General features: G+C 56.0%; 20 protein-coding genes, 3 tRNA genes and 1 pseudogene. 14 read left to right on the top strand and 10 right to left on the bottom strand.

Features of this window, described 5'->3' with window-relative positions; translation table 11 throughout:
- Nucleotides 1-31: 31 nt before the first annotated feature.
- From LAO76_16305 to LAO76_16285, 5 genes are all read left to right on the top strand, one after another.
- On the top strand, nt 32-1,390 hold the full coding sequence (locus LAO76_16305) for a DUF1446 domain-containing protein (protein MBZ5492487.1): 1,359 nt from the start codon (nt 32-34) through the stop codon (nt 1,388-1,390).
- A 79-nt stretch (nt 1,391-1,469) separates the two neighbouring features.
- On the top strand, nt 1,470-1,985 hold the full coding sequence (locus tag LAO76_16300) for a DinB family protein (protein ID MBZ5492486.1): 516 nt from the start codon (nt 1,470-1,472) through the stop codon (nt 1,983-1,985).
- Complete coding sequence (locus LAO76_16295) at nt 1,982-2,296, top strand: hypothetical protein (protein MBZ5492485.1); 315 nt, start codon at nt 1,982-1,984, stop codon at nt 2,294-2,296. The genes LAO76_16300 and LAO76_16295 overlap by 4 nt, the downstream gene beginning before the upstream one ends.
- Nucleotides 2,286-3,050, top strand: coding sequence for an enoyl-CoA hydratase/isomerase family protein (locus tag LAO76_16290; protein MBZ5492484.1), 765 nt, complete (start codon nt 2,286-2,288; stop codon nt 3,048-3,050). The genes LAO76_16295 and LAO76_16290 overlap by 11 nt, the downstream gene beginning before the upstream one ends.
- A gap of 295 nt (nt 3,051-3,345) precedes the next feature.
- The gene (locus LAO76_16285) at nt 3,346-3,750 is read left to right on the top strand and encodes a hypothetical protein (protein ID MBZ5492483.1); all 405 of its coding nucleotides are present in this window, start codon (nt 3,346-3,348) and stop codon (nt 3,748-3,750) included.
- Here the strand turns inward: LAO76_16285 and LAO76_16280 are convergent.
- From LAO76_16280 to LAO76_16265, 4 genes are all read right to left on the bottom strand, one after another.
- Nucleotides 3,653-4,402 (bottom strand): hypothetical protein, encoded by a 750-nt coding sequence (locus LAO76_16280; protein MBZ5492482.1) that lies wholly within the window; start codon nt 4,400-4,402, stop codon nt 3,653-3,655. The two genes, LAO76_16285 and LAO76_16280, sit on opposite strands and share 98 nt — an antisense overlap.
- Before the next feature lie 382 nt (nt 4,403-4,784).
- Nucleotides 4,785-5,840, bottom strand: coding sequence for a dihydrodipicolinate synthase family protein (locus tag LAO76_16275; protein MBZ5492481.1), 1,056 nt, complete (start codon nt 5,838-5,840; stop codon nt 4,785-4,787).
- Nucleotides 5,841-6,065: 225 nt separating this feature from the next.
- Nucleotides 6,066-6,581, bottom strand: a complete 516-nt coding sequence (locus tag LAO76_16270; protein ID MBZ5492480.1) for a hypothetical protein — start codon at nt 6,579-6,581, stop codon at nt 6,066-6,068.
- Nucleotides 6,578-7,318: a hypothetical protein gene (locus tag LAO76_16265; protein ID MBZ5492479.1), complete on the bottom strand. Its 741-nt coding sequence runs from the start codon at nt 7,316-7,318 to the stop codon at nt 6,578-6,580. The genes LAO76_16270 and LAO76_16265 overlap by 4 nt, the downstream gene beginning before the upstream one ends.
- Before the next feature lie 802 nt (nt 7,319-8,120).
- Between LAO76_16265 and LAO76_16260 the strand changes: the two genes are divergently transcribed.
- The 4 genes and pseudogenes from LAO76_16260 (at nt 8,121) to LAO76_16245 (ending at nt 10,649) form a co-directional block, all read left to right on the top strand.
- Nucleotides 8,121-8,197, top strand: a tRNA-Pro gene (locus LAO76_16260).
- Nucleotides 8,198-8,338: 141 nt separating this feature from the next.
- Complete coding sequence (locus LAO76_16255; GenBank protein MBZ5492478.1) at nt 8,339-9,112, top strand: ATP-binding cassette domain-containing protein; 774 nt, start codon at nt 8,339-8,341, stop codon at nt 9,110-9,112.
- 4 nt (nt 9,113-9,116) lie between these two features.
- Nucleotides 9,117-9,771, top strand: a pseudogene (locus LAO76_16250) (ABC transporter permease).
- The gene (locus tag LAO76_16245) at nt 9,771-10,649 is read left to right on the top strand and encodes an ABC transporter substrate-binding protein (GenBank protein MBZ5492477.1); all 879 of its coding nucleotides are present in this window, start codon (nt 9,771-9,773) and stop codon (nt 10,647-10,649) included. The pseudogene LAO76_16250 and the gene LAO76_16245 overlap by 1 nt, the downstream one beginning before the upstream one ends.
- A gap of 27 nt (nt 10,650-10,676) precedes the next feature.
- On the opposite strand, the gene LAO76_16240 is transcribed toward LAO76_16245, so the two are convergent.
- Complete coding sequence (locus LAO76_16240) at nt 10,677-11,132, bottom strand: hypothetical protein (GenBank protein MBZ5492476.1); 456 nt, start codon at nt 11,130-11,132, stop codon at nt 10,677-10,679.
- A gap of 227 nt (nt 11,133-11,359) precedes the next feature.
- On the opposite strand from LAO76_16240, the gene LAO76_16235 reads away from it, so the two are divergent.
- Nucleotides 11,360-11,917 (top strand): TetR family transcriptional regulator, encoded by a 558-nt coding sequence (locus LAO76_16235; protein ID MBZ5492475.1) that lies wholly within the window; start codon nt 11,360-11,362, stop codon nt 11,915-11,917.
- Nucleotides 11,918-12,024: 107 nt separating this feature from the next.
- On the opposite strand, the gene LAO76_16230 is transcribed toward LAO76_16235, so the two are convergent.
- The 5 genes from LAO76_16230 to LAO76_16210 all read right to left on the bottom strand — a co-directional run bounded on the left by LAO76_16230 (nt 12,025) and on the right by LAO76_16210 (nt 15,120).
- Nucleotides 12,025-12,099 (bottom strand) — tRNA-Cys (locus LAO76_16230).
- A gap of 79 nt (nt 12,100-12,178) precedes the next feature.
- A tRNA-Gly gene (locus LAO76_16225) sits at nt 12,179-12,253 on the bottom strand.
- A gap of 279 nt (nt 12,254-12,532) precedes the next feature.
- Entirely contained in the window at nt 12,533-13,237 is a 705-nt protein-coding gene (locus tag LAO76_16220; GenBank protein ID MBZ5492474.1) for an ABC transporter ATP-binding protein, read from the bottom strand.
- Nucleotides 13,238-13,540: 303 nt separating this feature from the next.
- A complete protein-coding gene (locus LAO76_16215) occupies nt 13,541-13,957 on the bottom strand; it encodes a response regulator (GenBank protein MBZ5492473.1) in 417 nt (138 codons plus the stop codon).
- 242 nt (nt 13,958-14,199) lie between these two features.
- Complete coding sequence (locus LAO76_16210) at nt 14,200-15,120, bottom strand: PhzF family phenazine biosynthesis protein (GenBank protein ID MBZ5492472.1); 921 nt, start codon at nt 15,118-15,120, stop codon at nt 14,200-14,202.
- Nucleotides 15,121-15,382: 262 nt separating this feature from the next.
- Here LAO76_16210 and LAO76_16205 point away from each other — a divergent pair, with 262 nt between their 5' ends.
- From LAO76_16205 to LAO76_16190, 4 genes are all read left to right on the top strand, one after another.
- Nucleotides 15,383-16,009, top strand: coding sequence for a hypothetical protein (locus LAO76_16205; protein MBZ5492471.1), 627 nt, complete (start codon nt 15,383-15,385; stop codon nt 16,007-16,009).
- A 31-nt stretch (nt 16,010-16,040) separates the two neighbouring features.
- Nucleotides 16,041-16,871, top strand: a complete 831-nt coding sequence (locus LAO76_16200; GenBank protein MBZ5492470.1) for an ATP-binding cassette domain-containing protein — start codon at nt 16,041-16,043, stop codon at nt 16,869-16,871.
- Complete coding sequence (locus LAO76_16195) at nt 16,813-17,652, top strand: ABC transporter permease (GenBank protein MBZ5492469.1); 840 nt, start codon at nt 16,813-16,815, stop codon at nt 17,650-17,652. Before LAO76_16200 ends, LAO76_16195 begins: the two co-directional genes overlap by 59 nt.
- A 220-nt stretch (nt 17,653-17,872) precedes the next feature.
- Complete coding sequence (locus LAO76_16190) at nt 17,873-20,329, top strand: ADOP family duplicated permease (GenBank protein MBZ5492468.1); 2,457 nt, start codon at nt 17,873-17,875, stop codon at nt 20,327-20,329.
- The last annotated feature ends 2 nt before the right edge of the window (nt 20,330-20,331 follow it).

Here is a 20,331-nt window from a genome sequence, read left to right as displayed (position 1 = left end):
TCCGATATCCCGGTGCTGCAAAGGCGGCGCAATGATCAGAATCGCCAACGGGTCCGCCTTCTGGGGCGACTCGGCGGAAGCGCCGCTCGAACTGCTTCGCGGCGGGCCGCTCGATTATCTGACGCTTGACTACCTGGCCGAGATCACAATGTCCATCCTGCAGAAGATCAAGGCGCGCGATCCGCGGGCGGGCTACGCGCATGACTTTGTCGGGGTGGTCAAGCGCGGAGCGAAGGAGATTGTGGAGCGCGGCGTGAAAGTGGTGACGAACGCAGGCGGCATGAATCCCGTGGGCTGCAAGGATGCGGTGGCTGCGGTGCTGCAAGCAGCGGGGTACGGCGGAAGAATAAAGATCGGCGTCGTAACGGGCGATGACATCATGCCGCAGCTCGATCAGATGCTGGAGCGCGGAATTCCATTCACCAATATGGATACCGGCGAGCCGCTGAGTTCCATCCGGTCGCGCGTACAGAGCGCCAACGTTTATTTTGGTGCATTCCCGATTGCCGATGCGTTGTGCCGTGGCGCGGGCATTGTGATCACTGGGCGCTGCAATGACGCCGCGCTGGCGCTCGGACCGATGGTGCGTGAGTTTGGCTGGAAAGCCGATGACTGGGACCGCATTGCCGCAGGGACGATTGCGGGACACGTGATTGAATGCGGCGCGCAATGCACGGGCGGCAACTGCCAGGCGGACTGGGAATCAATTCCCGATTTTGCCAACATCGGTTACCCGATCATTGAAGCCGAGTCCGACGGCACATTCGTGGTAACGAAGCATCCCGGAACAGGCGGGCGCGTAAACGTGGCAGGCGTAACGGAGCAGTTGCTGTACGAGATCGGCGATCCAAAAAGCTATATCACGCCGGACGGCATTGCCGACTTCACGACGATCCGGCTGGAACAGCAGGGCCCAGACCGCGTGCGCGCGACTGGCATCAAGGGCCGTGCAGCCACAGATCAGTACAAAGTTTCCATCAGTTATTCTGCGGGTTTTAAGGCGGTGGCAACACTGGCGTATTCTTGGCCCGATGCCCACAAAAAAGCGCGAGCGGCAGACAAAATTCTGCGGCAACGGATGGAACAGCTTAGGCTCAAGCTGGATGCGATTCATTCAGAATTTGTGGGCGTGAATGGCTGTCACGGAGAAATGTCCGGCGAACCGGCTGCGGATATTGCCGAAGTGGTGCTGCGCATCGGCGCGCGCGCCATGGAGAAAGCGCCGGTAGAGCGCTTCCTGAAAGAAATTATTCCAATCGCGCTGAATGGCCCGCCGTCAGTCACGGGGCTGAACGCGGGACGCAGCAAAGTGGATGAGATTATCGCTTACTGGCCGGCGCTGATTCCCAAGAAGGCCATTGCGCCGCAAGTGGACGTGGTGGAGGCGTAATTGGGGACGCAAAACCATAGATGAACGCAGATGGCTTTGATTTGCTTAAAGTAAGGATTTGCACGGATATAAGGCGACCATGAGGACATTATTATTGCTGCTTGTTTTGTGCGCAAAACCAGTTCTGGCGCAACACGCGCCGGAAGGAATTTGGCAGGGCTATGACGGAGAATGGAAGCATGTGACGAGTCAATTGATCGCATTGGCCGAGGCGACGCCGGAAGATAAATTTTCATGGCGACCGGCCAACGGAGTGCGCTCCACCAGCGAAGTGTACATGCACATTGCGCTGGCGAACTTCTACCTGTTGAGTGTGACGGGCCCCAGGATGCCTGACGATTTGAAAGAGGATGCGGAGAAGACGGTTACCTCGAAAGCTGAGGTCATCAAGTGGCTGAAGCGCTCACTGGAGGCGGTGAGGGCTGCGCACCTGGCGGAAAAGCCAGCCGATCTGCAGCGCAAAGTACATATCGCCGATCGTGACGCAACGGTGGACGGAATGTATCTGCGCATCATTATCCATGACAACGAACATATGGGACAGCTCATCGCATACGCGCGCATGACTGGCGTTGTCCCGCCGTGGTCGCAATGAAAATTCAGCTGCGGCAAATCGCGCATGCCCGCTCGGGCGACAAGGGTGATGACGCCAACATCGGGCTCATTGCTCTGAGGCCGGAGGACTATCCAGTGCTGGTCCGCAAGGTTACTGCCGAGCGCGTGAAGCAGCACTTTGCGGGAATCTGCCGCGGCGACGTTGAGCGATATGAGCTGCCCAACCTGCACGCGCTGAACTTTGTGTTGCACCATGCGCTGGATGGCGGCGGGCTGGTATCGCTGCGCATGGATAACCAGGGCAAGACATATGGCGCGGCGCTGCTGCGAATGGAGATCGATGTACAGTAAGATCCTATACGAACTGCGCGACGGAGTTGCGCGAATCACGTTGAACCGTCCGGACAAGCGCAATGCGCTGGATGGCGAGACTGTCGCCGAACTCAAGGCGGCGTTCAGCGCGTCGGCTTCAGACGATGCATGCCGCGCGGTGCTGCTCACGGGCGCGGGGACAGATTTCTGCTCCGGGGCCGATCTGGCGAATCTGGAAAAGACGGCGCAGAACAGCGTGCTGGACAACCTGGCTGACGCGCGAGCGACAGCCGACCTGTTTCTGATGATGCGCAATCATCCACGGCCGGTGATTGCAGCGGTGCAGGGACGAGCGCTGGCCGGCGGCTGTGGCATTGCTACCGCTTGCGACATTATTCTTGCGGCGCAGTCAGCGCGGTTTGGTTATCCCGAGGTGAACATCGGATTTGTTCCGGCAATGGTAATGGCAATTCTGCGGCGATCGATTTCAGAGAAAGCGGCGTTTGAACTGGTAGTTATGGGCGAAACAATTTCCGCCGCGCGCGCACATGAGCTTGGCTTGGTGCATCGCGTTTTTGCCGACGACCATTTTTCAGCCGAGGTCCAAAGTTACCTCGCGAAGCTGACGGCAAAGTCGGCTTCAGCCGTCATGCTCTCCAAGCGGCTTCTCTATAACATGGACTCGATGTCCTTTGAATCGGCGTTGCAGGCCGGGGTTGAGATCAATGCGATTGCCCGCCAGACAGAAGATTGCCGCCATGGGGTTGAGAAATTTCTGAAAAAGAAAACCTGATTTTCAGGATTTCCGATGGCATTTCCTTGGATGGCAAAGGAAGGGCGATACCCTTCCAGCAGTAGAATCATAGATGATCGCGAAACGGTAGATTTTATAAGGGCTTCAGGACCGAAGGCGGGAAAAATCGCATACGCCCAGCAGATGGTTACCCAGCATCCCAATTCTTATTTTCAGAACAGAAGCTAAAAATGCTGCCGGAAGACGCCGCTTGTGCTATGTTTTTTATAACAACAATCCCCCGTTGCTGCAAAACCTTATATCGAACCGGGTAGTCATCAGGTGATTGCGCGCCATGATTTTTAAAGCTGCTGAAGATTTTAAAAAACGCACGTTAAGCGCACTGCCTTCGTTGCTGGAAAAAGTGGCCTATATCTGTTCGCTGCAGACCGGCGGCGGAAGTTATATGCACTGGGGCTTTACGCGCACCTATGGCAACCGTCCCACGCAGGACGCCATTTATGCCGCCCACTTGGAAACCGCGCAGGCCCTGAGCCACGTGCCTGTGCGTGAGATTTTCCAGGAATACCAGAAAGCCGTCGCCCGGTCCGGATCAGTGGCTGACATTCTTAACCCGGACTCATTCGTGCTGAAAGCGCCGGTTAACGGCGACGCAATTCTTTCGGCTCACTTGCGTTTACTTCAGGATTCTGTTGTTGCTCTCGCTCTTGAGGAGCGTACCACTCACCAAGTCGCATAGCCACGCCTATCACCTGGCCTACTACTTCAGCTTCCTGAGGGTGCTTGAGTATCCGCGCAGGCACTGGTGAAAGCGGATGGGACTGCAGCACAATCTCGCCCCGACGCACGGAGCACCAGCAGCACACGTGGCCATCGCGGGTTTCCACCAGGTAAATCGGGCGCTCCAGCTCTGAGCGCCATTTCTTTTCTTCCACGCGAGTGCGCTCCTCATCCACCTGAATAAATGAACCCGGCAGCAGCAGCGGATACATCGTGAGGTCTTCCGTGCCGATGTAAGCGTAGATAAATTTTTTCTTGGCGATTTCCTGCAGATATAACATGGGGATGGGCCCCCATTTCTGGATCATGCGGCCCAGGTCACTCGTGCGTAGAAGATCAAAGCCCGGATCGACCCGGATGGGAAGTTCCACGGTACCCTGGGCTTCAGCAATTTCCACGCGATGCGTCTTGCCGGGGCGGCAAATGGCAAAATCGGCCGCCGTGGAACTCAGGTCCACGCCATACAGGCGAAGCAACTCCGTGAAATCTGCGCGATAAATCACGGATAAAACATAGAGCCTGAAAATACTGGGGATCACGCCCTTGGTTTCAATATCAGATAGTCGGCTGGGATTGATGACGAATTCTTCAATGCCCCTGATTTCAGCCAAGGAAGTACTGGAGAGCTCCACATCCCGAAGGGTGAGGCCCATTTGCTCACGTAAGTCGCGTAACTTCTTGCCAGCTGACAACACTTTTGTATGTCCTCAAACTTGTTCCACTATTTGCCGGGCCCGACTTCTGCAAAAGTACAACAAGAGAAATTTCTAATCGTTCACGCCGGAAGATTATAAGTGTAGTGGCAATGCACCCTGAAGCTGCCCTCTAGTTTAACCCTAACAATGCCAACTTGGGTAAAGAAACCGCTTCGGGTTTAGGAATAGATGAAAGCACCCACCTATCAAATGGTTCTTTAAGCTGGTGACGATAACATTTTCCTTCGATAAATGCATGGAAATACGAATTGTGGCTGAATTTTCTTTTCCTCTTATGCTAATTCCTGAAGGAATTCATCATAGTTTCAATTTCCATCTTCTGCGCTTGTGTGGGAGGAAGCAACGGCAGCCGCGGCAGTCCACCATAATAGCCATTCAGGTCCATGGCATATTTAATTGCCGGGATTCCGAGTTCGGAAACCACGCGTTTTGTCGCCGGAGTCAGGCTGATCTGTTTTGACCGGGCAAGCTCAATATCGTTGTCCTTAAAAGCAGCATGGATTTCAAAACAAATTGTTGGCGCGGGTGCGGCAAATCCCAGCACGCCGCCGCTGGCGCCGGCCAGCAATGAGTCCAGCAATGTGTGCGCCGCTCCCACCAGCACCTGAAATCCAACTTCCTTGCCGCGTGTCTTGATCCTGGGCCGGGCGGCGACGGCAACGTCAGACCCGCCATTTAACTGGCTCACACTCACCATTTGGCCGCCATTATCGCCGGTAGCCGGGGCGGCCAGCATGCGCGCCGTAACCGCCTGTTGCACTTCTGTGACGGTGGCAGTGCGCTTGATGTGACGCGTGGCCTGCACCATGGCCGCCACTTTCTCCACGTTGCCGCTTGATTCCTTGATGCCAATAATGTTCGGATGCTCCGCCAGCGCCGTAATCACTTCCAGAGGCAGATCATAGGCCGTGAACGGCGGCACCGTATAGAGCAGCACGGGCAGCGGAGACTTGTCCGCCACGGTGCGATAAAAGGCCAGCATTGCTTCCGGCTTCATCTGGGGACGATAAAAATGCGGGGTGCGCACCAGCGCCACGTCATAGTTCAGTTTTGCCGCGAGCTCCGTAAGGCGCAGCGTTTCAATCACTGACTCAGCACCCGTACCGGCGATGAGCACTTTTTCCGGAGACGCTACCTCAGCCGTAATGCGCAGCACTTCGCGCCGCTCATCATCGCTCAGCATAACGGCTTCACCGGTGGAACCCAGCACCACCATACCCGCAATCGGCGTGCGGGAATAGCGGTCAATATTGTGTTCAATTTTCTTGTAGTAAACCGCTCCGTCAGGGTAGAACGGCGTGGTCACGGCGGGGAAAATGCCTTGGAGAAGCATGCGTCTATTCTAAATGTAAAGACCTAACCATCAACGGGCTAAGGAGCACTAGGGGACTTCATTTACGCGGAGCCGACAGAAGGCTCAGATCTATACTTCTTTTGTTTTTGGTTGTTGCAATTTCACGGAAATCACAGGGAACCTGGCCGGGTGTTCTTCCCTGCTTTTTCCGGTTACAGAAAAAAGCCCCGCGCTTGCCGCACAGGGCTTATTTTGCCGAAAAAGTTAAATAGCGTTGGCCAACGGGATGGCATTCTGCGTTTGCAGATCGCCGAGCCGGCGGACGTTCTCGCGCAAGGTCTGGTACTTGGGGACCAGCATTGCCGGAGTCAGCTGCAATGACGGCATGGCATATTCCAGAGACAGTTTGAACATAGCCAGCATGCACTGCACGCGGATCTGCGCTGCCAGGTCCATTACCTGCTCGGCCGTAGAGGCCACTTCAGGCGTGGGACTAAGGCGAGCGTTCTCACTCTCATGCAAGACCGTGGAAGCGTTGGACGCGATCCTGGCCACGTAGCGCACGGTCACCCGGATGCGATGACGCTTGAGACGGATAAATTTTGAGTGTGGCAGCTTTTCCTTGATGAAAAGCTCATCGTCGCGGTCCAGCAGGGTGTGAAACGCGGCTAAATCCACCGGGCGAAGCGATTGCACCGCCTGTTTTCTGCGGGTGCGCACCGCCATGTAAAACAACACGACGGCGCACAACGCAAGCGCAAGTACGATCACGGTTATCATCTATTAATTAACTCCGTCACTGCCTGATTCCACTGCTCCAACTGGGCCTTCTTGGGAAGCTCACCGCTGCCGGTGGCACGTTCCGGAAACATCAGGTAGCCAAGCCAGATAAGAAGGCTGAAGTTGAAAGAAAAACTGCGTACCACACTGAAAATCTGCGCTGCCGCGCCACTGTGATGTGTCATCAACGTCACGTTGATCAGCTCTACGGCTACACACGTTCCCAAGCCCAGGGCAATCCCGAATTCATTCTGGCGCCAATGCAATCCAAACGCACTGGAAGACAGGAACAGGAACATGATCAGGCCCAATTCAATAATGCGAGTCCCGTCCGTCGCCACCATCAGAACGCGAGCGATGCTTCTAGCGCTGAGTGACTGTTCGTAGATCGCCCCACAAGCCAATAGAACAAGGGCGACCACCGCCACGCGAAATATCAAGATAGCCAGCTTGCGCAAAGCCGCATGCGGCGCAAAAATATTCGTGAATATCTCGCGCACCACTGCTAGCCCCAGAATGATGCAAATCCCCTCACAAATCCAAAAGGTATAAAAATACACAATACCCGTTCCGTAAATCGAGAACGTCGCTCCGGTCCTTAATAAGTTAAAGAAAATGTAAGCAACAAAGACTGGGTACTTTTGCCATGCTCTCTTCACCAACAAGCCCCCTGCCAGGAGTAGTTGCAGAGCAATGCTTGCAATCCATAAATCGTGAATGAGCGACCCTAACGGCATAGTGCTTCCAAGAGCATACCGCGTTAGTAAGCCATGAAACAAGCTTTTCTTGCCGTTAGCGCCGACTGCCTACATTACTCTTGTTACCTCATGACGCCCACTGGACAAGGAGCAGGCATGCAACTGGCTGGGGGTACAGGTGGGTAAGGATCTGGGCCTTCAAATTGCCTGCTGGTGGCGATTGCGGTTAAGGGAGTTGCGCTCGCGGCGAACACGATGAGCGCGAAAGCTGCGAAGCGTGCGGTTTGTTTCAACATTTAAAGAAATCTCCTTAAAAGATTCAACTGAGTTTGCTAGAAAGCCGCTATCCACAACAATCTATTGGGTTTATTTAGGAATTTCCGAATCCGGAAAAGCTTGTTCCCAAATTGGGAATGTGAGGGGAGTGGTGGTATCCGTTCAATCATTAGAGTCCATTTAGCGGAAAAGAATGGGCTTACGGAGGGCCCATATGGGAAGGGGGCCCATGGCATCTTTACGGTGACTCATCCTAATAAACAGGAGAGTACGAATAGTGTTATGAACGAATGTGGAGCGAATTTAAACGACTCCCAAATAATGCAAGGAGCGTCCGCGAAAAGCAGTGCGTATCGCCGAGAAAAATGACGCTTGGCGCGGGCGCTTTCTGGTTTTCGTAACACGGGCGGCAAAAGCTTTGTAAGTTTGCCCGGAGATCGAACGAGAGAGTTTATTCCGGAAACCGGACGATGGAACTAAAAGCAAGAAACTTCTAGATCAAAATCGGGCAAATCCCGATATCAAGAAAATCGGTTAGAATGGAAATCTCCCTGCTTCATTCTGTCGGGGCGTAGCGCAGCCTGGTAGCGCACCTGCCTTGGGCGCAGGGGGTCACAGGTTCAAATCCTGTCGCCCCGACCAATTCCCATCTCTCATCTCTTCCGGAAATCATCCTCGGAGGCTCCCGGCAACCACTTCAATCCTTCAGCAAAGTGAACTCGGTGGCAGCTTGCCGCTTAACCGCGTAAATCCACGGCCAATCTGTTACGCTTTCCGCTGCCAATGAATGCTTCCCCGGCAGCGGCCATTGAATTCGTCAATGTCTCTTACCGCATTAACGGTAATCGCGCGCTTATCTCTAATCTCAATCTTTCCATCCGCCGCGGTGAAACGCTCATGCTGCTGGGGCGCAGCGGCTCCGGAAAAACGACAACGCTCAAGCTGATCAACCGCCTCTTAGAGCAAAGTGAAGGCAAGGTCCTTGTCGATGGCCGCTCCACCACCGATTGGGACGTGATTCGGCTTCGCCGTCACATTGGTTATGCCATCCAGGAAGCCGGGCTTTTCCCGCATTACACCGTAAAAGATAACGTCGGGCTGGTTCCCCGGCTGGAGCGCTGGGACGCTGCGCGCACTGACGCGCGTGTGCGTGAAGTATTGCAACTCGTGGGGCTGCCCTTTGGTGAATATTCAGATCGTTATCCTGAGCAGCTCTCCGGCGGGCAGCGACAGCGTGTTGGCTTGGCCCGGGCGCTCGCTGCGGATCCTGAAATCTTGCTGATGGATGAACCTTTTGGCGCTCTTGACCCCATCACGCGCGCGGAGTTGCAGCACGAATTCGTGCAGCTCAAAAAAACGCTGAGCAAAACCATTGTCTTTGTAACGCATGACGTTGCGGAAGCCTTGATGCTGGGTGACCGCATCGCCCTCATTGATTCCGGAAAGCTCAAAGGTGTTTTTGCGCCTGCTGATTTTTTGCACTCTCCAGACGAATCTGTTCAACCGTATGTCAATGCATTCCGGGCCACGCAGCAAATATTGAACTCCGGAGCCTAGCGCCATGTCGTCGCTTCCAGATTTCTTTGTCGCCCACAAGCGTGAAATGCTCACGCTTACCGGCGAGCATCTCTGGCTGGTTGGGATCTCCATGCTGCTGGCCGTGGCCATTGGCGTGCCGCTGGGAATCCTGCTGAGCCGGCGGCCGGCGTTGAAGTCTTTAATCCTGGGCGCCAACAACATCATGCAAACCATTCCCAGCCTGGCGCTCTTTGGACTTTTGCTGCCGGTGCCGTGGATCGGCGCACGCGCTGATAGGCTGGCGATCCTTGCGCTCACGCTCTATGCGCTGCTTCCCGTGGTACGCAACACTTATACCGGAATCGCCGGAGTTGATCCGCCGGTGGCGCGAAGCAGCCATTGCCATGGGACTTACGCCGCGGCAATTGCTCTGGCAGGTGGAGTTGCCGCTGGCTTCCAACGTAATCGTCGCGGGGATTCGCACTGCAACGGTCATCACGGTGGGCGTGGCGACGATTGCCGCCGCCATTGGCGCTGGCGGGCTGGGTGAATTTATTTTTCGCGGACTCGCCATGGTGGACAACAATGTGATCCTGGCCGGCGCAATTCCCGCCGCGCTCATGGCGCTATGCGCAGATTTTGTGCTCGGCCTTATCCAGCGGTCGTTAGTGCGGAGACCGGTCCGGACACACCACTAATGGACCGCCGCAGCTTTCTCGCCGCGCTTGCTCTGCTGCTGTCCGGCTGCGCGCCGAAAAATTCAACGCTCACGGTCGGCTCCAAGAATTTCACTGAGCAACTGGTCCTGGGCGAACTGCTGGCGCAATATCTTGCGCGCTTCTGCACGTTCCCTATCGATCGGCGCTTCTATCTGGCCGGAACTTATATCTGTCATCAGGCGCTGCTCGCCGGACGCATTGATATGTACGTTGAATACACCGGAACGGCGCTCGTCGCCATCTTGAAAGAAAAGCCGGTCTCCGATCACGCCGCGGTCTTCAATACCGTGAAAGAGCTTTACTCACGGCGATTCGGGCTGGAGGTCTTGCCCTCACTCGGTTTCGACAACACCTTTGCCATGGTCATGCGCGGCAATGACGCGCGCCGTCTGCGCCTGAAAACTCTTTCCGACGCTGCGGCCATCTCGTCTCAACTACGGCTGGGCGTCGGTTATGAATTTCTTGAGCGGCCCGATGGCTACAAAGGTCTGGCTGCCAAATATGGCTTGAAATTCGCAGAAGCGCCGCGCGTGATGGATTTAGGCTTGCTCTATCGCGCATTGCAGAACAATCAGGTGGATATTGTGGCGGGATCAAATACTGACGGCCTGATCGCCGCGCTGGATCTCGTTGTGCTGGAAGATGACCAACACTATTTTCCGCCCTATGACGCGGTGCCGATTGTGCGCAGAGAAACGCTTGAGCGTCATCCTGAAGTTGCGACGGCTCTACAAAAGCTGAGCGGACGAATCAGCGCTGAAGATATGCGCCGCATGAACTATGCGGTGGATGGAGAAAAGAAGGACGCGGCAGCAGTCGTAAAAGAATTTCTGGCCCAAAGCGCCCAGCTTTCCTGATCACTGGCCGCCGCTGAAGCTGACATCTCAGGCGAAGATCGCTTCTCCCTGCGCCAATTGATCGCACGCGGAACAAAAGCTGGCATACCATTCCCTGATAAATGCCCGCACAAAATCACTGTAATTATTTGCAGAGAACATGGGTACGACCCCAGTGATTTCCGCCCAGGTATGCACCCGGGTTCGTCCATCGGGCTGAGCTTCAAACCTAACCCACTGCTCCATTGTATGGCCCAGCGCGTGGTCAATCCAGGCAATCTGCTCCGGCGGTGTGCAGATCGTAATAACATGATCAATGGTCGTCTCGACCGGTCGCACAATATCGATCTTCATCCGGCTTCCCGGCGTCCATGGCCTGCCTTTGGTCCAGCGAATGTCACCGTAAATATTGGAAAACCGGGGCCAAAAGCGATAATCGCAAAACAAATTCCAGGCGAGCGCGGGACTTGCCTGGGTGAATCCTGTGTACTCCAGATACTCCATCTACTTCTTACTACCTCAAAGCGGGATTTAGAACACTAGACGAGGGCGCCGAACACGGCCGGCAGGAAACAGCTTGAGAACAACGCACGCGGCCCGTCCCGGAGCGTGCCGGAACGATTTGATAAGAACGGCGCCGTGGGCCAAATCCCACGGCCAGGGGGAATTGGACTGTTAATAGTACAGCGTTAGTGTAACATTGTGCAAGTTATTGAGCAGGGGTGAAACGAATGCCGCGCACGGCGGATCAGTCCCTAGAAGCGAAAATTATAAAAGCCGCCCACCGTCTCTGGCGGCTGCATGGGGCCAAGAGCCTTACGCTGCGGGCCGTTGCCGTTGCCGCTGGAACCACCACCACAACAGTTTACAAACGCTTCCGCAACAAAGAAGCGCTCTTGCTGGCCCTGGCTGAGCTGGTGCAGGCAAGGATCACCGAAAGGACTACCTCGGCGCCTACCATTGAAGAGTGCTACCGGCGTTTTCTTAAATTTGCTGACCAGCATCCGCACGAGTATCGCCTGCTATGGGGGCCAGCGTGGTCAGAGCTGCTGGGCCCGGGACGCCCGCGTCCGATCAAGGAATGGCTGCTGGAGAAATTCGCCGCGCGCTTCGGCGGCAAACCAAAAGATTATGTTCTGAGCTATTACGCGCTGTTTCTTTTGGTGCACGGGACGGCCAGCCTGCTCATCGTAACGCGCAACCGGCGGACCAAAAAGGAGATGATTGATAGCTGCCTGGCGATCTGTGACGCCCTGGTCGCGAATGTGGAAGTTTTGCGGCGCAAATAGGTGCAGCCAGATCCCCGCTGAAGCCAGCTTCACGAATTACAGCGAGATTGCCGGCAAATCCGCACAGACGCTCATGGTCAAAGGCAAAGCAAGTTCAATTGGGAGATTGGAGGCGCGGGTCGGAATCGAACCGACGCATAAAGGTTTTGCAGACCTCTCCCTTACCACTTGGGTACCGCGCCCTGAATTGAATGCCCGCTTATGCTGGCCCTGAGAGCATACCCCCTCTCTGGTGCGTGGGGCAACCGCGAGAAAAAATCATGGAGCGGGAGACGGGAGTTGAACCCGCGACTTCGACCTTGGCAAGGTCGCACTCTACCACTGAGTTACTCCCGCTCAGAGGATGAAGACATTATAACGTGCTGAAAAATCAGGGTCAATTAGTCATGTCGCTGCGCTCCAAACCGCTCGAGAGTTTCGTTTTCCGCGTTATTACCGTGCGCCTTTGGCTGGCGGCTCGGCGTGCACGGGCCTCGCCGCTGCAACCTTCGTCAATTGAGCGTCTACGGGCATGGGCGAACCGCGAGCCGGCTAGCGCGGCGAGCGGTGTATGGCAGGAGCAAACAGATTTGGAGGCAAACGAAATCGCAAGCGGGTTGGAGCGCACAGACAAAATCAATGCCTGCTTGCCCACTGCGGATCTTCCTGCTCGCTGACAATTAACCCATCGCGCATATGAATGATGCGGTCGCCGATTTCGGCTGCCTCGGGATTATGCGTGATCATCAGCACGGTCTGGCCGAATTGCTTGTTCGCGTCACGCAGCATCTTCAACACAATGTCAGAGTTCTTGGAATCCAGGTTGCCGGTAGGTTCGTCGGCCAGGATCAGGGCAGGCCCATTCACCACGGCCCGCGCCAGTGCCACCCGCTGCTGTTCTCCCCCGGAAAGCTCGGATGGACGATGGTCGAGCCGCCCGGCGATGCCCAGCATCTGCGTGACCTGGTCGAAGAGTTTTTTGTCCAAGCCGTTTTTGCCGGCGATCTCACGGGCAATCTCTATATTTCCCTTGGCGGAAAGAGTGGGCAACAGGTTGAATTTCTGGAAGACGAAGCCGATCTTCTGTTTGCGCATTTCCGTGCGCTGCGCGTCAGAAAGCTGGGCAAAATCCGCGCCATCAATTGTCACGCGGCCCGATGTCGCGCGCGTGAGGCCGCCCAGAATATAAAAGAGCGTTGATTTACCGCTGCCTGAAGGGCCGACGATAGTGACAAATTCACCCTTCTCCACGCTAAAGCTTACGCCTCTAAGCGCGGGCACATCGACTTTGCCGATGCGGTAAACCTTGGTTACGTTTTCAGCTTGGATGATCGGGGCCACTCAGTCGATATTACCAGACCGCGCACTGAGAGAAACGGAGCAAGCAGCGACAAAGCGCGACATTATATTCTGTCGCTGCGCTCCAAACCGCCGGTGAGTCGATCATCTGGTTGATTTTCTACCGCTCCCGACGCGAGCGGATCGGCGTGATCGGGCCTCGCCGCTTAATTCCACATAAGATTATCGCTGCGATCCAAACCGCTGGTGAGTCGATCATCTGGTTGATTTTCTACCGCTCCGACGCAAGCGGATCGGCGTGATCGGGCCTCGCCGCCCTTATTCCGAATGACATTCTCGTTTACGCTAACTTGCTGCCTGCATCCTGACGGGCTCAGGCGCTGGTCCGCGCTTGGGTCCACGCTTCTTCACTAGCATCAGGCGTATGCGTTCCAGCAGTTCAATGGGGGCGTACATGCCTTTAGGCAAAAACAGATCGGCGCGGGTATCTTTCTCATAGAAACGCGTCTTGCCGGAAAAAAGAATGGCCGGAGTGCAGGCGGAAAGCTCTTTGATCTTTGCCACCAGCTCCGCGCCATCCAGGCCAGGCATTTGCAGGTCACTCAGGACCAGGTCAACGCCGCCCTGCTTAAAGGCATCCAGCGCCTGTTGGCCATTGCTGCACGCCAGCACGCGGTAGCCCCGCGTCTCCAGCATCAATTTTCGAATGGAAAGCGCCTGCTCGTTGTCGTCCACACACAAGATCGTTCTTTTCGGTCGCATCTTTCTTCCCCCTGGAATTTTCCGTCGCTGACCGGCGTAAGGCGTTCACGGAAGTTTTTACGGCTGGGTGTTTGTTACTTTGGTTCAGGAACTGTACGGCATCCGAAATGGGAAAGGCAAGTAACCGAAACGCCAACAGGTGGAAAATTCTGTGGAGAACTTTTCTGAGTTTGAAATCGTGACCGAAAAGCGCGGAAAATAGACCGCTTGCTGCATGGATCGTCTGCAAAAATAAATTTTGCCTACAAAATAAATTCTCCGCGCGCCACTTCCGCAACGTGTCCGCCCACGCGCACGTTGACGATCTTGTCGCCATTTCGTCCAGCGCTGAAAAATATCCGGCTGCGGCGCTTCATTTCCACGCCTTGCTCCATCAGCACCTGTTGGTCGGCGGGGACTACGCCATATTGCACCGCCCATGCGGCACATGGGCCGGCAGCCGAGCCCGTCGCGGGATCTTCACCGTTATAAAAAATCATGCGCGATTGCAGCTTGGCTTCAGGGTTCAGGGTTTCACGCGAGACAAAATAAAAGAATTTTGCGTCGGACTTGTCCAGATAAGCTTTCATGCTGGCCCACGCGGGCGAGAGCTTTTGCAGGACTGCGAGAGATTTCAGCGGAACAATTGCGAATGCATTACCTGTGCTGACGGTCTGAATTGGCAGATCATCCGCAATATCATTGACGGAGAGCCCTGCGGCGCGGGCCACATCTTCACGCGAATGCTTGGTTTTGAATTCCGGGTCGCGTTGCGTCATCATGCCGAAGGGCAGGCCATCACGTGTGGAGAAGCGCACCGGAATGCGGCCAACGTTCAGGTCCAGCGCAATTTCTTCCGCGTTGCCATTCCCCCGCGATGCATCATTTCGAAGCGCTTCATTCCGCAAAACCATGGCCGTGCCCAGCGTGGGATGTCCTGCAAAAGGAAGCTCTTCACTTGTGGTGAAGATACGCACACGGATGCCGCGTTCCCGTTCTGTGGCGGCATCGCGCGGCAGGATAAAGGTGGTTTCAGAGAGATTGGTCTCTTTCGCGAGGGCTTGCATCTCCGCGTCGGAGAGACCACTGCCGTCGGCAAAGACGGCAAGCTGGTTACCCTCCAGCGGCACTGAGGTAAAAACATCCACCTGCACAAACGGCAAACGGCGTTTGGTATTTGACATTGGACTCATGCAACTCTACCCTCAGGATTCAAGATTTCAATATTAAGGACCGCTCATCGAGAACACAATTGCCGGAAATACACTCAGGAACAATTGCCAACAATGCCAAAACTGCCAAACAGTGAAAATTGAAAACCTGATTTGCGTATGTCTATCGTTAACAACGAACAGCGTTGTGCCGCCTGAACTTCAGTTTGGATTCTTTGGCGGTCTTGGCATTTTTGGCAATCGCTCAGCTCGGCCAGTTCTCCTTACTTAAACCATGAAGTCTCTCCGCAAATTGCTGGCTCGCACTCCTTTTTACGGCGTATACAAATCGCTGGGCCATTATCCTGACTACTGGTACTGGAAGCTGCGCGGCGAGCCGATCCGCTCTCCGCATCTGCTCAAGCAGCGCACTGTCCGCGAATATGCGCAGCGATACGGCCTGCGCGTGCTGGTTGAGACCGGCACTTACTACGGCGAGATGGTGGCTGCCATGAAAAATCGCTTTGCGGAAATCCATTCCGTGGAGTTTGATTCCGCGCTGGCGCAGCGCGCCGCAAAAAAGTTTTCCAGAGCGTCGCACGTGCATATTCATGAAGGCGACAGCCAAGAGGTGGTGCCGGAACTGCTGAAGTCGCTGAAGGAACCTGCGCTGTTCTGGCTGGACGCCGGCTATTATGGCTGGGCCGGCCTCCAGGGCGACAAGCAGCGGCTGACATCAGAGCTGGAGGCGATCCTGAGCGATCAGCGTTTCGGCCACGTGATCCTGATGGACGACGCGCGCGGCCTCAACGGACGGAACGGCTCACCCACCGTCCCGCAACTCAAGCAGCAGATTGAAGCAGAGTTTCCGGGACGAAGCGTAGAGGTGAAGTACGACATCCTGCGAATCACGCCGCGCTAGCCAGCCGCGGAGAATACAATTGTCAGGGTAGATGACTGACGACGGCACACCTCAAAAACCCGCGTCGATAACGGCGGTGGAGACAATCGGTCTCACACGGCATTTTGGTCCACTCACGGCCGTAGATAAACTGGATCTATCGGTTTCGCCCGGATGTATCTTCGGCCTGCTCGGTCCCAATGGCGCGGGAAAAACCACAACCATAAAAATGCTCACCACCATGCTCGCGCCCAGCGCCGGAAAGGCGCTGGTGGCTGGCTTTGACGTCGTCAAGAATCCAGTGCAGGTAAGAAGGGTGATCGGGTATGTCTCGCAGATGCTCTCCGCTGACGGAGCTCTCACCGGATATGAGAATCTGCTGCTATTTGCGCGGATCTATGGTATTCCCCAACGCGAGCGGAAGGCGCGAATCCTGGAAGCTCTGGACTTCATGGACCTGGCCGAGGCGGGCAACATGCTTGTTCGAAACTATTCCGGCGGCATGATCCGTCGCCTGGAGATTGCGCAGTCCATGCTGCACCGTCCGCCCGTGCTTTTTCTGGATGAACCCACGATTGGGCTTGATCCCGTGGCTCGCCATGCGGTGTGGCAGCATCTGCGTGACCTGCGCGACCGGTTTGGCACCACGATTCTCATGACCACTCACGACATGGAGGAAGCGGACCATCTCTGCGAGTTGATCGCCATCATGCATGGCGGGCGAGTGGTTGTGACCGGCTCTCCGGATTCCTTGAAGGCCAGGGTTGCGCCTGATGCGGACCTGGATGACGTGTTTCTCCATTTTGCAGGAGGTTTAGTCGAAGATGGCGGAGGCTATCGAGACAGCGCTCAAATCCGGCGAACAGCGCGCCGCCTGGGATAGACGCGCAACCATCGCCGATTTTCTGCGGGACACCATGGCGCTTGCCGACGTGGAGTTGCGCAAGTTGCGCCGCGATCCCGCAGAGTTGCTTACGCGGGCCATCCAGCCGGCATTATGGTTGTTGGTCTTCGGCCAGGTGTTTGGCCGGCTCAAAGCCATTCCTACCGGTTCTCTGGATTACCTGACATTTATGGCGCCCGGCATTCTGGCCCAGAGCGTCTTGTTTATTGCGATTTTCTATGGCATCAGCGTGATATGGGAAAGGGACCTCGGCATCCTGCAAAAACTGCTGGTGAGCCCCGCCCCGCGAACGGCCCTGGTGCTGGGCAAAGCGCTTTCTGCCGGCGTCAGAGGCTTGGCCCAGGGAATCATCATTTATATTCTGGCCCTGCTGCTTGGTATCCACCTGGACTTCTCTGTCTGGCACATCATGGGTGTTATTCTTTTCATTATTTTGGGGTCTGCACTGTTTTCCACTTTTTCTCTCGCCGTTGCCTGTCTCGTCAAGACGCGTGAACGATTCATGGGCATTGGCCAGGTCCTCACTATGCCTCTCTTTTTTGCCAGCAATGCCATCTATCCCATCGCCAGCATGCCTGCCTGGGTGCGGGCGGTCGCCCGCGTGAATCCTCTGAGTTACCAGGTTGATGGGCTGCGTTCGCTCATGGTCCGCGGAGGCCAGCCAATCTTCGGCGTCGGTCTGGATGCTGTGGTCCTTTTACTTGTCTTCAGCGCACTGGTTCTTATGACCGCACGTCTGTATCCGAATGTGGCCAGCTAAAATAGCACGGATCATTTTGGGCCGGCTTGCTGACGCAAATGGCCTCTCTGTCGTAGGCGCGATTGTGATGGATTTGTTCTGGCTTCCGTTCGAACGAACATGGATCTCAAACCTGTAAAATCGCTGCTTCTCTAGTGATCCCTTATACGTCTAACCTAAATCAGCAAGAGCGTTGCGCCGTTCAGGCGACATTGATAACCTGATCCATCAAGGGATTCCCATGTCTTTTCTTCGCGATTTGAAAGTTGCCATACGTTCTTTGGCGCATGCACGCGCATTGTGGTTCACCGTGGCCATCACTCTGGCTCTGGGCATCGGTGCGAACGCGGCGATATTCAGCGTTATTCGTGGCGTGCTGCTGCGGCCCTTGGCCAATCGCGACGAAGACCGCCTGCTTTACGTGCGCCAGAGCGCTCCGGGAATTGGCGCGGACAATACCACCTTCTCAGTGCCGGAAATCAATGACATAGGCAGTGGGCTGAAGAGCATCAAGGAACTCGGCACTTTTTCCGCGATCGATTTCACTATTGTTGGACTGGGTGAGCCGCGAGAGATCCGCGCTGGTGTGGTTGACGGAAATTATTTTGAGGTCATGGGACTGCGTCCGGTGCTTGGCCGCCTGCTCACTCCCAACGATGACGGTCCCAACGCGGCGGGGGCGGCTGTACTGACATACCGGTTCTGGGTGAACTCGCTGCACTCTGATCGTGGCGTGATCGGGAAAGTGGTCAAGCTTGGAGGCTTTGAAGGCAGCCGTTCCGCCACGATCGTGGGCGTTTTGGAGCCGTCAGTTCCTTATCCGGTTGAAACCGAGATGATTGCCAACATCGTGACCAGCCCGCATCATCTTTCGGCGACCATGGTGACCGGCCGCGAGCATCGCATGACCGAGGTATTTGCGCGCCTTGCTCCGGGCGCCGATCTGGACGCTGCGCGAGCGGAATTGCGTACAGTGCACGCGGCCATGGTGTCCGCGCATCCTGAAGTTTACAAGCCCGGCGACCATTATCAGATTGAAGTGACGCGCATGCATGACCAGATCAACTCACGCGCACGGACGATTCTCTGGGTGCTGTTCGCCGCATCCGGCCTGCTGTTTGTGATTGCATGCTCCAACGTGGCCAACCTTATTCTGGCGCGGGCCGTGCGTCGCGAACCGGAGATGGCGATTCGCGCCGCGCTGGGAGCAACCACCAGCGCGTTCAGACGGTCGCTGCTGGCGGAAGGAATTGTGCTGTGCGGCAGCGGCGCTCTGGCGGGGATGGCCATTGCCGCGCCGATGGTCGCCGTGCTGGCTAAATATGCTTCAAGGTTTTCAGTGCGCGCCCTCGATCTTACCCTTGACTTCAGCATGGTTTGGATTGGCGTTGCGCTTGCGATGATTGCCGCAGTTTTCCTGGCGTTTGTGCCTCGCCTGCCTTCGCCGGATACTTCTGCAGGATTCAGCTTGGCAAGCAGTGTGCGCGTGAGCGGAGGAAGCAGCCGGCGGCTCGGCATTTTTGCCGTAACACAAATTACGGCATCATTTCTTTTGCTGGCAGGAGCGGGCGCGCTGGTAAAAACTCTTCTGGTGTTGGAGAAAACGCAGCCTCCGTTTGAAACAGCTCACGTCCTGGCGGTGAATCTGCCCGTGATGGCGGAAGGCAAAACACCGGACCAGGTGCGGGATTTTTACCGTGAAGTGTCACGACGCGTGAGCACGCTGCCGGGAGTGCAACATGTTTCTTCAGGCTTCGGTGTTCCCTGGCGCGATGGCCGCGCTCTGAGCATCAGCTTCACCTTCTCTGTCGAAGGCGCGCGACGCGACAACAGCGAGGACCTGCGTGCACGCTTCCGGTCGATTTCGCCAGGATTCTTTGAAACATTGGGCGTGCCGGTCGTGGAAGGCCGCGACTTCAGGGACACAGACCGTGACGGCGCAGAGCGCGTGGTGATCATCAGTCGCAGTGTCGCTCAGCGGCTCTTTCCCGGGCGCGAGGCCGTGGACCGTCATCTGCAATGGACGGACGGCGTGATGAAGTTTATCGGCATCAGCACGGAGCCGCGGCGAATCATCGGCGTGGTGCCTGACGTGGACGATGAAAACATCATCCCGCAACCGGCCATGACGGTCTATCAACCGTCAGCGCAGGAAGGCTTTAATGGGCGTCTCTTTGTGCGCGCGCAAAATGATCCCTATGCGCTCGTTCCAACCATCACGCGGACAATCCATGACATGTCAGCAGATCAGCCCGTGGAGCGAGCCAGCTCGCTCGAAGACGTGCGCGCGGAAGTGCTGACGCCAGACCGCCTCAATGCCATTGTATTCGGCGGATTTGCCACGCTGGCGCTGTTGATTTCCGTTGTGGGCGTGGCGGGCGTTCTCGCTTTTTCTGTAAGCGGCCGCACGCGCGAGTTCGGAATCCGTCAGGCGCTGGGCGCGCAGCCGCGCAGCATTCTCGCCAAGGTGCTCTCCGAGGGGCTGGTGATTGCCAGCGCGGGCGTAGTCGCGGGAGTTGTAGTTGGCTTTGCCCTGGAACGAACCATCGGTAAGTACATTGGCGTGGTGCAATTGCCAGGTGTGCTGCCATTGATCGCGTCCGCTGCGGTGATTCTGGCTGCAGCCGTAATCGCATCTGCGTTGCCGGCTGCTCGCGCTGCACGAGTTGATCCGGCGGAGGCACTGCGATCAGAGTAATT

This window comes from Terriglobia bacterium (genome assembly GCA_020072645.1).
Taxonomy (GTDB): Bacteria; Acidobacteriota; Terriglobia; order Terriglobales; family Acidobacteriaceae; genus Angelobacter.
This window is presented reverse-complemented; position numbering and strand designations above follow the sequence as displayed.